Source organism: Microbacterium terrae (genome assembly GCF_017831975.1).
Lineage (GTDB): Bacteria > Actinomycetota > Actinomycetes > Actinomycetales > Microbacteriaceae > Microbacterium > Microbacterium terrae.
This window is the reverse complement of the sequence record NZ_JAFDSS010000001.1, coordinates 560217-572296: the sequence shown is the minus strand read 5'-3', so window position 1 is coordinate 572296 and position 12080 is coordinate 560217. Positions and strand designations below refer to the sequence as shown.

The 12080-nt window shown below is 72.0% G+C and carries 13 protein-coding genes; 8 read left to right on the top strand and 5 right to left on the bottom strand.

Translation table 11 applies throughout. The features are described from left to right. Positions 1-56 precede the first annotated feature (56 nt). Positions 57-1055 (top strand): aggregation-promoting factor C-terminal-like domain-containing protein, encoded by a 999-nt coding sequence (locus JOD63_RS02565; protein WP_045277319.1) that lies wholly within the window; start codon positions 57-59, stop codon positions 1053-1055. Positions 1056-1090: 35 nt separating this feature from the next. Here JOD63_RS02565 and JOD63_RS02560 read toward each other — a convergent pair whose 3' ends face one another. Continuing rightward, entirely contained in the window at positions 1091-1714 is a 624-nt protein-coding gene (locus tag JOD63_RS02560) for a GyrI-like domain-containing protein (RefSeq protein WP_045277318.1), read from the bottom strand. A gap of 187 nt (positions 1715-1901) precedes the next feature. Here JOD63_RS02560 and msrA point away from each other — a divergent pair, with 187 nt between their 5' ends. After that, a complete protein-coding gene (gene msrA, locus JOD63_RS02555; RefSeq protein ID WP_045277317.1) occupies positions 1902-2456 on the top strand; it encodes a peptide-methionine (S)-S-oxide reductase MsrA in 555 nt (184 codons plus the stop codon). A gap of 90 nt (positions 2457-2546) precedes the next feature. Here the strand turns inward: msrA and deoC are convergent, their stop codons facing one another. Then, on the bottom strand, positions 2547-3212 hold the full coding sequence (deoC, locus tag JOD63_RS02550; protein ID WP_045277316.1) for a deoxyribose-phosphate aldolase: 666 nt from the start codon (positions 3210-3212) through the stop codon (positions 2547-2549). A 108-nt stretch (positions 3213-3320) separates the two neighbouring features. Further along, positions 3321-4751 (bottom strand): dihydrolipoyl dehydrogenase family protein, encoded by a 1431-nt coding sequence (locus JOD63_RS02545; RefSeq protein WP_045277315.1) that lies wholly within the window; start codon positions 4749-4751, stop codon positions 3321-3323. A gap of 145 nt (positions 4752-4896) precedes the next feature. On the opposite strand from JOD63_RS02545, the gene JOD63_RS02540 reads away from it, so the two are divergent. The 5 genes from JOD63_RS02540 (at position 4897) to JOD63_RS02520 (ending at position 9349) form a co-directional block, all read left to right on the top strand. Continuing rightward, positions 4897-5736 carry an ABC transporter ATP-binding protein gene (locus tag JOD63_RS02540; RefSeq protein WP_045277314.1) on the top strand — a complete coding sequence of 280 codons (840 nt, stop codon included), beginning with the start codon at positions 4897-4899 and terminating at the stop codon, positions 5734-5736. Positions 5737-5749: 13 nt separating this feature from the next. Further along, entirely contained in the window at positions 5750-6427 is a 678-nt protein-coding gene (locus JOD63_RS02535) for an ABC transporter permease (protein ID WP_045277313.1), read from the top strand. Further along, positions 6424-7194, top strand: coding sequence for an ABC transporter permease (locus tag JOD63_RS02530; protein WP_084613787.1), 771 nt, complete (start codon positions 6424-6426; stop codon positions 7192-7194). The genes JOD63_RS02535 and JOD63_RS02530 overlap by 4 nt, the downstream gene beginning before the upstream one ends. Positions 7195-7225: 31 nt before the next feature. Beyond that, positions 7226-8137 carry an ABC transporter substrate-binding protein gene (locus JOD63_RS02525; protein WP_045277312.1) on the top strand — a complete coding sequence of 304 codons (912 nt, stop codon included), beginning with the start codon at positions 7226-7228 and terminating at the stop codon, positions 8135-8137. Positions 8138-8269: 132 nt separating this feature from the next. Then, complete coding sequence (locus JOD63_RS02520; protein WP_211088031.1) at positions 8270-9349, top strand: DNA polymerase IV; 1080 nt, start codon at positions 8270-8272, stop codon at positions 9347-9349. Positions 9350-9367: 18 nt separating this feature from the next. Here JOD63_RS02520 and JOD63_RS02515 read toward each other — a convergent pair whose 3' ends face one another. Further along, complete coding sequence (locus tag JOD63_RS02515) at positions 9368-9748, bottom strand: DUF3054 domain-containing protein (protein ID WP_045277311.1); 381 nt, start codon at positions 9746-9748, stop codon at positions 9368-9370. Positions 9749-9819: 71 nt separating this feature from the next. Then, the gene (locus tag JOD63_RS02510; protein WP_045277310.1) at positions 9820-10554 is read right to left on the bottom strand and encodes a sulfurtransferase; all 735 of its coding nucleotides are present in this window, start codon (positions 10552-10554) and stop codon (positions 9820-9822) included. A 74-nt stretch (positions 10555-10628) separates the two neighbouring features. Between JOD63_RS02510 and JOD63_RS02505 the strand changes: the two genes are divergently transcribed. Further along, positions 10629-12071: an AAA family ATPase gene (locus JOD63_RS02505; RefSeq protein ID WP_045277309.1), complete on the top strand. Its 1443-nt coding sequence runs from the start codon at positions 10629-10631 to the stop codon at positions 12069-12071. The last annotated feature ends 9 nt before the right edge of the window (positions 12072-12080 follow it).

Sequence of the window (12080 nt, the reverse complement as noted above, 5' to 3'; positions counted from 1 at the left end):
GTGCACGAGCGCCACCCGAAGGCGCGTACACCCGATACGGAACCGGTTTTCTCTTCATGCGATCCACCTCTGCTGCTGCCCTTGATCGTCGCGCCCGCCGCGCCCGCGCCCGCGCCGGACGCCGCACCACCGTCGTCCTCTCGGCACTCGCCGTCGGCGTCCTCGCGACCGCCGGCGCCGCCGTGCCGTCGCCCCTGTCGGCTGCCGAGGCGTCGACCGGACTGGGCGACTTCGCGCTCGCGTCGTTCACCACGGCCGCACCGACCGCCATCGTGACCGACGACGCGACCGACCCGATCTCGACGTCGGCGCACGACGCCCTCGACGCGGCCACGGCGTCGGTCGAGGCGGCGGCGGCGATCGAGGCCGACATCGAATCGGCCGGACTCGACATCGGCACCGACGACACCGACGTCGACACCACGGTCCTCGCCGCCGCGGCGACACGCCTGACCAACGGGCTCGACCTGCCCGCCCCGCTCGTCCCCAGCCTGACCGACGAGGTCACCGCCGGCGTCGCCGCGGTCGACGGCGAGGTCGCCGAACTGCGCACCGCGCTCGACGCCGCGAAGAAGCGCAAGGCCGAGGAGGAGGCTGCCAAGAAGGCCGCCGCCGAGAAGGCCGCACGCGAGGCCGCTGAGAAGGCCGCCGCTGAGAAGGCCGCGCAGGAAGCCGCCGCCGCATCGAGCTCCTCGGGGTCGTCGACGGCCACCAGTGCACCGCGCCCCGCGTACGCCGCGGCCGGCACCAGCGCCGCCGAGGCGCAGTCGATCGCCAAGGGCATGCTCGCGAGCTACGGCTGGGGCGGCGACCAGTTCTCCTGCCTCGTGTCGCTGTGGAACAAGGAGTCGGGCTGGAACGTGTCGGCGTACAACGCCGGCAGCGGCGCCTACGGCATCCCGCAGGCCCTCCCCGGCAGCAAGATGGGCTCGGCCGGCGCCGACTGGCAGACCAACGCCGCCACGCAGATCAGCTGGGGCCTCGGCTACATCCAGGGTCGCTACGGCACGCCGTGCGGCGCATGGGGCCACTCGCAGTCGACCGGCTGGTACTGACCCCGCCGCACCCGGCCGAGGCCGGGTGCCCACACCTACATCACGGGCCCGACAGGCTGACGCAGAATCGTGCGCAGCCTGTCGGGCTCGGTGCGTCTGGGGTCGTTCAGGTACACCTCATGGTGCCGGCCCGTCATCTGCAGCCCGGCTGCCGGGATGAATTCGCCGTGCATCGCGGCGAGCACCGGGGCCTCGTCGTCGTACGAGCCGACGTGGAGGGTCTGCACACAGCGGCCCTCCGCGAGTTCCTCCAGCCGCAGCCGGACGACCGCGGGCGACGCATCCTTCGCGCGGGCGACGGCGTCCTGCGTCTCGGCGACCAGATCCGCGTCGATCCAGTCGGGCACGAGATTGAGCAGCGTCCACTGCCATCGGCCCTTGTCGCGTGCCGCCGTGAACGCGTCCATGTCGTCAGCCCACCACAGCGCCTCGAGCGGCATCACGACGTAGTCGCGCCCGAGCTCGCGCTTGCTGCGGAACTTCAGCTTGTACGCGACCGAATAGAGCGCCGAGACCGCCTCCGAGTACGCAGCCGCGGTGTTCGGGTCACCGGCGCCCTCGATCATGAGGTAGCGCAGCGGCGGCACCTGGACGATCTCGAACCGACCCCGCTGTGCGCGGTAGGCGGGGATGACCGCCTTCAGATCGACCTTGTCCATCGCTGCTCCATTCGCCCGGGGCCACGCTATCGATGACGGTCGGGCGCCGCATCCGTCGCGATTCACGGCCCGCTCCCAGTTTGGCGGGACCGAATCGGGCTCCCCGGGCGTTGACCCTGGATGACGGTAGGGCCTGCGCCTCAGCCGTCACCCTGGGATAATTCTCGAGACAGCGAAGGACACCGACATGACCAGCGGACCCGCCGACACCGGCAGCATCACCCAGACCCCCGGCAGCGAGACGGCAGTGCTCGCCGGCGGCTGCTTCTGGGGCATGGAAGACCTCATCCGCCGCCAGCCCGGCGTGCTCGGCACGCGCGTCGGCTACACCGGCGGCGAGAACGCGCACGCGACCTATCGCAACCACCCCGGCCACGCCGAGGCGGTCGAGATCGTCTTCGACCCCGCGAAGACCACGTACCGCGACATCCTCGCGTTCTTCTTCCAGATCCACGACCCGTCGACCCTGAACCGTCAGGGCAACGACATCGGCTCGAGCTACCGCTCGACGATCTTCCCGCTCTCGTCGGAGCAGGAGCAGGTCGCGCGCGACACGATCGCCGACGTCGACGCCTCAGGCCTGTGGCCGGGCCGGGCCGTCACCACGATCGAGCCGGCCGGCCCGTTCTGGGAGGCCGAGCCCGAGCATCAGGACTACCTGATCCGCATCCCGAACGGCTACACCTGCCACTTCCCGCGCGCGGGATGGGTGCTGCCCAAGCGGGCCGACGCGACGGCCTGACCCGCCGGGGCGCTGACGCAGCGCCGCGAACTCACGAGACGACGGATGCCGCGACCCGAGGGCCGCGGCATCCGTGCATTCGCCGTCGGGTCAGTACGAGCCCTGCGCCACCTGATCGTCGAGGATGGCGCGGGTGGCCGACAGGCCGAGGCGGGTCGCGCCGGCTCCGAGCATCGCCTCGGCGTCGGCGAGCGAGCGGATGCCGCCCGAGGCCTTCACCTCGAGGCGGTCGCCGACGGTCTGCTTCATGAGCGCGACCGCGTGGACGGATGCACCGCCCGCGGGGTGGAATCCGGTCGAGGTCTTGACGAAGTCGGCCCCGGCAGCCTCGGCCGCCCGGCACGCGCCGACGATCGCCTCGTCGGAGAGCGCAGCCGACTCGATGATGACCTTGAGCACGATCGGCTGCGGCGCGGCCTCGCGCACGGCGCGGATGTCGGCCTCGACGTCGTCGTACCGGCCCTCGCGGGCTGCGCCGAGGTCGATCACCATGTCGATCTCGTCCGCTCCCTGCGCGACGGCGATGCGCGCCTCGGCAGCCTTCGCCTCCGGCTGGTGCTTGCCGCTGGGGAACCCGCACACGACCGTGAGCTTGAGCCCGGACGGAACCTCGACGGGGAGCGCGGAGGGCGAGACGCACACGCTGTAGGCGCCGAGCGACGCAGCCTCGGCGATGGCCGCGTCGATGTCCGCCGTGGTGGCCTCGGGCTTGAGCAGCGTGTGGTCGACGGTGCGGGCGAGGGCTGCGGGAGACATGGTCCTCCAGAAGTGGGGCGGATGACGGGCGGATGCCGCGCCGCGCGGCGGCGAGGCGACCTGTCATTCTCGCAGACCCACCTGGCAGGAGGCTGATCCCGCCCAGGTTCACGACGGGGTCGGACGCCCGTACGCCTCGAGCAGCCGGAGCCACACCTCGCTGATCGTCGGGTACGCCGGCACCGCATGCCACAGCCGCCCGATCGGCACCTCGCCGACGATCGCGACGGTCGCCGCGTGAAGCAGCTCGGCCACATCCGGCCCGACGAGGGTCGCCCCGACGAGCACGCCGCGGCTCTCGTCGACCACCATCCGCGCGCCGCCTCGGTAGTCGTCGGCGTACTCGCTCGCCCCCGACACCGCGCCCAGGTCGTAGTCGACCACCCGCACCTCGAGCCCACGCTCCCGCGCGCGATCCGCTGTGAGCCCCACGGCGGCGACCTCCGGATCGGTGAACACCACCTGCGGCACCGCGTCGTGGTCCGCCGTGGCGGCGTGAGCACCCCAGGGCGCGGCATCCGTCGCCGTTCCGTTCGCGCGCGCGGCGATCACGTCTCCCGCGGCGCGCGCCTGGTACTTGCCCTGGTGTGTCAGCAGCGCCCGGTGGTTGCTGTCGCCGACGGCGTAGAGCCAGTCGGTGCCGCGCACGCGCAGGGTGTCGTCGACGTCGAGCCAGGTCCCGGGCGCGATGTCGATGCTGTCGAGCCCGAGATCGCCGGTGCGCGGAACGCGCCCGGTCGCCACGAGCACCTCTGCCGCACGGACCTCGCTGCCGTCGTCGAGGGTGAGGACGACGTCGCCGGCTCCGTCGCGGCGCACCTCGGCGGGCGACACCCCGGTGCGGACGTCCACGCCGCGCTCGCGGAGGGCTGCGGTGACCAGGTCGCCGGCGAACGGCTCCAAGCCGCCGAGCAGACCGGATCGGGCGAGGACGGTGACGGATGCTCCGAGGTCGGAGAACGCGGTCGCCATCTCGCAGGCGACCACTCCCCCGCCGATGATCGCGAGCGACGGCGGGATCTCGCGGGCGCCCGTCGCCTCGCGGCTCGTCCACGCAGCGGCATCCGCGAGCCCCGGGATGTCGGGGAGGAGCGCCGCCGAGCCGGTGCAGACGGCGACCGCGTGCAGCGCCACGAGGCTGGTGACGGACCCGTCCGCGCCGGTCACCTCGACCGCGCGCTCCCCGGTGATGCGGCCGTGGCCGCGCACCAGATCGGCGCCGATGTCGATCAGCCAGTCGACCTGCGACGTGTCGTCCCACTCGTGCACGAACGTGTCGCGCCGCCGGAGGACGGCTGCGACGTCGAGATCGCCCGTCACCGCCTGCTTCGCCCCGTCGACGGCGCGGGCTGCGCGCACCGCGGCCCCCGGTCGCAGCAGGGCCTTCGACGGGATGCACGCCCAGAACGAGCACTCGCCGCCGACGAGTTCGCTCTCGACGATCGCGACCGAGAGGCCTCCCGCCCGAGCCCGGTCGGCGACGTTCTCGCCCACGGGGCCGGCGCCGATGACGATGAGGTCGTATTCGCGTGCGGTCATGGGGCAACGCTAGATGTGCGGCGTCCGGCGCGTCGAGCCCTTGCGCGCCGCGGCCGCATACCTTACCGCGCGCGGACGGAATCTCCGAGCCCCGCCCCGGTGTCCGCGGGGTGTGGTTGGCTGGTTACCCCGAGGAGGTACGACCATGTCGATCGAGTTCGAGGCTGTGACCAAGCGGTTCCCTGACGGAACCGTGGCCGTCGACGACTTCTCGATCACGATCCCCGCCGGCAAGACGACGGTGTTCGTCGGATCGTCGGGATGCGGCAAGACCACCCTCCTGCGCATGATCAACCGCCTGGTCGAACCCACCGCCGGGCGCATCACGATCGACGGCGAAGACATCGCCAGCAAGGATGCGGTGCAGCTGCGCCGCGGCATCGGCTACGTGCTGCAGAGCGCCGGACTCATGCCGCACTTCAGCGTGATCGACAACGTCGCGACGGTGCCGATCCTGAAAGGCGCGCCGAAGGCTGCCGCCCGCGAGCGGGCGCTGGAGCTGCTCGACCTCGTCGGCCTCGACCGCTCCCTCGCGTCGCGCTACCCGAGCCAGCTCTCCGGCGGGCAGCAGCAGCGCGTCGGCGTCGCCCGCGGCCTCGCCGCCGACTCGGCGATCCTCCTCATGGACGAGCCCTTCGGCGCCGTCGACCCGATCGTGCGCCGCGAACTGCAGGCCGAGACGATCCGCCTGCAGCGCGACCTCGACAAGACCGTCGTCTTCGTGACCCACGACATCGACGAGGCGTTCCTGCTCGGCGACCAGGTGGTGATCCTGCGCCCGGGCGCGCAGATCGCGCAGGTCGGCAGCCCGAGCGAGATCATGGAGAACCCCGCCGACGACTTCGTCGCCGACTTCATCGGCGCCGAGCGCGGGGCCCGGGCGCTCTCGCTCAAGCACACGCCGCGCGGCACCGTCCTCGTCGACGCGCAGGGGCGCACGCAGGGTGTGCTCGTCGGGGAGGCCGTCGAGGCGGGCACAGCGTGAGAGGGGCCGGCACGTGACCTGGGTGCTCGACAACCTCGATCTGATCGGGGCGCTCACGGTCGCCCACCTGCGGCAGAGCCTCATCGCGATCGTCCTCGGCTTCGCCCTCGCGATCCCCCTCGGCTGGCTCGCGTTCCGGTACACGGGGCTGCGCGGCCCCATGCTCACCACGGTCGGCCTGCTCTACACGATCCCCTCGCTCGGGCTGTTCCCGCTCATCACCACCCTCTTCGGCGTGCCGCTGCTGTCGGAGACCAACCTGATCATCGCGCTCACGATCTACGCCGTCGCGATCATGACGCGCGCGGTCACCGACGCCCTCGCGTCGACGGATCCCGCCGTCCGTCAGGCGGCGGCCGCGGTCGGCTTCGGGGCGTGGAAGAGGTTCTGGCGCGTGGAGTTCCCGCTCTCGGGCCCCGTCACCCTCGCGGGTCTGCGGGTGGCGGCCGTCTCGACGATCTCGCTCGCGACCGTCGGCATCCTCATCGGCGTCGAGAACCTCGGGTACCTCTTCACCAACGGCTCGCAGCGACGCATCATCCCCGAGGTGCTCGCCGGCGTCGTCGCCGTGGTCGTCGTCGCACTCGTCATCGATCTCTTCCTCGTGCTGCTCGGCCGCGTGCTCATGCCGTGGACCCGTGCGACCACCGGCCCCGCTCCGGCGGCGAAGACCGTGGGGGCAGCGGCATGAACCCGATCATCGACGCGTTCGCGTGGATCTTCTCTCCCGAGCGCCTCACCGGGTCGCTTCCCCTCCCGGAGGCCATCGCCCAGCACCTCGCGTTCACCTTCGCCTCGGTGGCGATCGCCGCGCTGATCGCGATCCCCGCCGGCTGGGCCATCGGCCACACCGGCCGCGGGCGCGAGTTCGCCGTGGCGCTGTCGGGCGCGGCTCGCGCCGTCCCGTCGTTCGGCCTCATCGTGCTCCTCGTGCTCATCCTCGGCGTCGTGCACAAGACCGAGGCCGCGGTGATCGTGTTCGTGCTGCTCGCGATCCCCTCGATCCTCGCCGGCGCCTACTCGGGGGTGGAGGCGATCGACCGTCACGTGATCGATGCGGGCCGCGCCATGGGGATGACCCCATGGCAGGTGTTCTGGCGCATCGAGGTGCCGCTCGGCCTGCCGCTCCTCATCGGCGGCCTGCGCTCGGCGACGCTCCAGGTCGTCGCGACGGTCACGATCGCCGCCTACGTCGGCCTCGGCGGGCTCGGCTACTACATCCTGCAGGGCATCCCGCTGCGTCGCTTCGACCAGATCCTCGGCGCATCGATCCTCGTCGTCGCGCTCGCACTCATCCTCGACGGCCTGTTCGCGCTGCTGCAGCGCGCCGTCGTGCCGCGGGGCGTCAGCCGACGCTTCGACCCGTCACCCTTCGACGGAAGCCCGCGCACGCTCACCGAGCCCGCGCACTCCGGCAGCGCCGCACCCGCCGCCGAACGCGAGCCCGCACCAGCCTGATCCTCGACCCCACACCACACCAGGAGGCCCCATGTCCATCTCACGAATGCGCATGACCACCGCGATCGCCGCACTCGGCGTCGCGGCCCTCGCCCTCGCCGGATGCGCCTCGAGCGACCCGATCGGCGGCGACACCGGCGACGGCGGCGACGGCGGCTCGTCGACCATCGTCATCGGCTCGCAGGCGTACTACTCGAACGAGATCATCGCCGAGATCTACGCCCAGGCTCTCGAGGGCGCCGGGTTCGAGGTCGAGCGCAACTTCAACATCGGCCAGCGCGATGCGTACCTGCCGTCGCTCGAGGACGGATCGATCGACCTCTTCCCTGAGTACACCGGCAACCTGCTGCAGTCCTTCGATCCCGCGACCACCGCCACCACGAGCGACGACGTGTACGCCGCGCTGCAGGAGGCGCTGCCCGACGGTCTGACGGTGCTCGACCAGTCGCCCGCCACCGACCAGGACTCGTACAACGTCACCGCCGACTTCGCCGAGGAGAACTCCCTCACCGCGATCGGCGACCTCGCCGGCATCGAGGGTCTCGTGCTCGGCGGCGCACCCGAGCTCGAAGAGCGCCCGTACGGCCCGACCGGGCTCGAGGACGTCTACGGCGTCACCGTCGGCTTCGAGGCGACCGGCGACACCACCGTCGACGAGCTCGTCGCGGGCAACATCCAGATCGCCAACGTGTACAGCGCCGATCCCCTGATCGAGACCCAGAACCTCGTCACGCTCGAGGACCCCGAGGGCCTCTTCCTCGCATCGAACGTCGTGCCGCTGGTGAGCACCGACGTCGCCGACGAGATCGCGGATGTGATCAACGCGGTGAGCGCAGCCCTCACTCCCGAGGGCCTCGTCGCCCTGAACGTCGAGTCGACGGTCGACCAGCGGTCCTCCGACGACATCGCGGCCGACTGGCTGGCGTCGAACGGTCTCGACTGACGCCTTCCACTCTCCGATGAGCACGAAACCTGCGCGTGGGCATGCGATCTGCTGCCCACGCGCAGGTTCTCTGCCCATCCGGTGGGTTCCCGGTGGGTTCCGGCTCGCGCCGCCATCCGAGACACTGGGCGCATGAGCGAAGACCGGCATCCGTGGGTGCTGCACGTCGATCTCGACCAGTTCATCGCCGCCGTCGAGGTGCTGCGGCATCCCGAGCTCGCCGGGCTGCCGCTGATCGTCGGCGGGCACGGCGACCGCACCGAGCGCGCCGTCGTCTCGACCGCGTCGTATGAGGCGCGCGCGTTCGGCGCGGGCTCGGGCATGCCGCTCAGCGTCGCCCTGCGGAAGGTGCCCGACGCGGTGCTGCTCCCCGTCGACGCCGAGGCGTACACCGCCGCGTCTGAGGCCGTCATGGCGACGCTCCGCGCCTGGCCCGGAGCTGTCGTGCAGGTGCTCGGCTGGGACGAGGCGTTCGTCGGTCTCACCGCGAGCGACCCGGAGGCCGAGGCGCGCGGCATCCAGCAGTCCGTCCTCCAGCAGACCCGGCTCCACTGCAGCGTGGGCATCGGCGACACCCTGGTGCGCGCGAAGGTCGCGACCGGCTTCGGCAAGCCGCAGGGCGTGTTCCGCCTCACGGCCGACAATTGGCTCGCGGTGATGGGTGCCCGTCCGACCCGGGAGCTGTGGGGCGTGGGGTCGAAGGTCTCGACCCGACTCAAGACGCTCGGCATCGCGACCGTCGCCGAACTCGCCGCGGCCGACGACGCTCCCCTCGTCGCCGAGTTCGGCCCGCGGATGGGGCCGTGGTACCGGCAGCTCGGCCGCGGCGACGGTTCGTCGATGGTGGACGACACCCCGTGGGTGGCGCGCGGCCACAGCCGCGAGACCACCTTCGCGCACGATCTGACCGCGCGCAGCGAGATCGAGCACGCCGCTCTGACCCTGCTCGATCAGGTGCTGGGCGACGTCGAGGCCGAAGCACGACCGGTCGTCGGCCTCGCCCTCAAGGTGCGCTACGCGCCGTTCACGACGAAGACGTTCACACGCCGCGTGAAGGAGACGCATGACCGCGAGGCCGTGGTCGCCGAAGCCCGGGGGCTCATCGCGAAGATCGACCCCGAGCGCGCGGTGCGCCTCCTCGGGATGCGCGCCGAGATGGCGATGCCGGGCGACGCGCGAGACGACCACACACCCACCCGCAGCGGGTGGTGACCCGCACCGGGCGGAAGGTCAGGAGGGTGCGCGCGACGCGCGGCGATGCGAGACCAGCGCCGCGATGGCTCGCCATCCCACGAGGAAGACGCCGAGGGTGATCGTCGCGACGATGATGAAGGCCACGGCGGTGCCCTGGCCGGTGAGGGCGCGGAGCAGCATCCCGATCACGACGGCCGCCGCCCACACGCCGATGCCGGTGCGAAGCGGCGCGGCCGGCATCCGCCATGCCCGTGTCACGGCCCAGCCGACGAGCATCCCGACCAGGAACGGCCAGGCCGTGATCCACAGTCCGTCGAGCGCCGCCTCACCGTGGCTCGCGCGGCCGATCGCCGCGAACGTGGTGACGAGCGCGGCATCCAGCGCCAGCGCTCCGACGACGACGGCCCGGGAACTCACCCGTCGAGCCTACGTCAGCGCCGCTCGCCGGCGGCGTTCAGCCCGGGTCCAGGCCCGCTCGCACGCCGGGTTCAGGCCGGGCGCGGGCTGAGCCCGGCGTCGAGCAGGCGACGCTCGTCGAACACGAAGCAGTCGCCGTCGTAGTGGTCGCCGCCGACGTGCTCGAACCAGCCGAGGATGCCGCCGTCGAGCTGCAGCGCCTCGACGCCGAGGTCGCGCAGGTGGATCGCCGCCTTCTCGCAGCGGATTCCGCCGGTGCAGAAGCTCACCACGGTCTTGCCTGCGAGCTCGTCGCGGTGGGCGGCAGCGGCATCCGGGAACTGCGTGAACTTCTCGATGCGCCAATCGACGGCACCGGCGAACGTGCCGTGGTCGACCTCGAACGCGTTGCGCGTGTCGAGCATGACGACCGCGCGACCGTCGTCGTCGTGGCCCTGATCGAGCCAGCGCCGCAGGGTCGCCGGCGCGACGGCGGGTGCGCGCGCGCCCTCGGGCCGGATCGTCGGGTGGTCCATGCGGATGATCTCGCGCTTGACCTTCACGAGCATCTTGCGGAACGGCTGGTCGGCCGACCAGCTCTCCTTCGTCGAGAGGCCGGCGAAGCGAGGCTCGGCGCGGAGGGTGTCGACGAACCCGCGCACGGCGTCGGCGTCGCCCGCGAGGAACATGTTGATGCCCTCCTCGGCGAGGATGATCGTCCCCCTGAGGCCCGCCGCCGTCGCGCGTTCGAGGAGCACCGCGCGCAGAGCAGTGGGGTCGTCGATGCGCGAGAACAGATACGCCGAGATGTTGAGAACGGATGCCACCGCTCAAGGGTACGCGGGGCGGCCTGGGCGACACCCGCCGAGGGCGTGCCACCGCCACCCGCTACGGTGTCGGAATGGATCCGACCGACCGCGCCCTGCTCACCGATCTGCAGCGCCTCGTCCAGCGTCTGAACGAGCTGCCCGACACCCGCGAGCCCGCCGAGACGCCGCTCGGAGCCGTGGTGCGAGCGCACCTCGGAGTGGATCCGCGATCGGTCCCGGTGACCACCGAGCAGGTGAGCGCACACCGGCTGGCCGACGTCGACATCGCGCTCTCGATCATCGCGGCGGAAGACCCGGATTCCAGACTCGTCGGCGTCAGCGGCGGCATGGAGCGCCACCACGAGGACTCCCAGAACCTGTTCGCCCACCGCTACACCACGTTCGCGCCCGGGCCCGTCGAGTACGTCTCCACGGCGACGGGGCCGGACTCCACCCGGCAGACGGTGTCGTTCGGGCTCCATCTGTTCCGCGTCGGCGACGCGCCCGTGACCGTGCTCGTGCGCAACGCCTCGCGCATGCACGGTCGCGAGGCGGTCACCCTCGAGGTGTTCACCGCCGAGCGCGACACCGCCACGCAGCTCATCGCCCGGGTTCATCGGCTGATGACCGAGCGCAGTGTCATCCGCGGCAACGTCGTCGGCTTCGCCGCCGACGAGTTCGGCCAGGGCATGGGCGAGCTCACCTTCCTCCCCCGGCCCGACGTCGGCCGCGGCGACGTCATCCTGCCCGAGGGCGTGCTCGACAGCATCCGCGGGCATGTCATCGGCATCGGCGAGCACGCCGAGCGCCTCCGCGCCGCCGGTCAGCATCTCAAGCGCGGCGTGCTCGTCTACGGGCCGCCCGGAACCGGCAAGACCCTCACCGTCGCGCACCTCCTCGCCGAGACGCCCGAACGCACCGCGATCATCCTGCAGGGCGGCAGCCTCCGCTTCGTCGCCGAGGCCGCTCGTCTGGCGCGCGCCATGACCCCCGCGCTTCTCGTGTTCGAGGACGTCGACCTCGTGGCGATGGAGCGCGGCATGTTCGGCGGGCCGCAGCCGCTCCTGTTCGAGATCCTCGATGCGCTCGACGGCGTCGCCGGCGACGCCGACATCGCGTTCCTCCTCACCACCAACCGGGCCGACGTGCTCGAGCCGGCGCTCGCCCAGCGCCCCGGTCGCGTGGACCTCGCCGTCGAGGTGCCCCTCCCCGACACGGCCGCGCGACGCGCGCTCCTCGGCCTGTACGCCCGCGACACCGCGCTGAGCAGCGAAGCGCTGGATGCCGCGGCCGGACGCTCCGAGGGCGTCACCGCATCGTTCGCGAAGGAGCTCGTTCGTCGTGCGGCGCTGCGGGCGGCCCTCGCCGGCGAGGAACTCGGCGACGAGGCGCTCGCACGCGCGCTCGACGAGATGCTGCATGCCGCGGAGTCGCTCTCACGCTCGCTGGTGGGCGGCCACGGCGCCGAAAGCACCGAACCGGAGGGCCCGACGACGTTCGGCACGTTCGGCGCCTACAGTCCGTTCCCGGGGTGATCGGCGGGG